This is a genomic window from Enterobacter sp. UNJFSC 003, from assembly GCF_036903355.1.
In the GTDB taxonomy this organism is placed as follows: domain Bacteria; phylum Pseudomonadota; class Gammaproteobacteria; order Enterobacterales; family Enterobacteriaceae; genus Enterobacter.
The window spans coordinates 1-244 of sequence record NZ_JBAKHK010000303.1; the positions used below are offsets into that span (position 1 = coordinate 1).

The following is a 244-nucleotide window of genomic DNA, read 5'->3' on the forward strand; positions in this document are numbered from 1 at the left end:
CAGCGGTATATCGAACAATTTGTTGCCAATTCCAACAAGATGACCGCCGTTGGGGCGTGCGGGCTGATCGTCACCGCGTTATTGTTGATGTACTCCATCGATAGCGCGTTGAATACCATCTGGCGCAGTAAACGAGCGCGACCAAAAATTTACTCGTTCGCCGTGTACTGGATGATTTTAACGCTGGGGCCGCTGCTGGCAGGGGCCAGTCTGGCGATCAGTTCCTATTTGCTCTCCCTGCGCT

General features: G+C 53.7%; 1 protein-coding gene. It reads left to right on the forward strand.

From position 1 onward, the window contains the following. The coding region (locus tag V5P19_RS24275; protein ID WP_334408086.1) for a YihY family inner membrane protein at positions 1–244 on the forward strand (244 nt) is incomplete at both ends.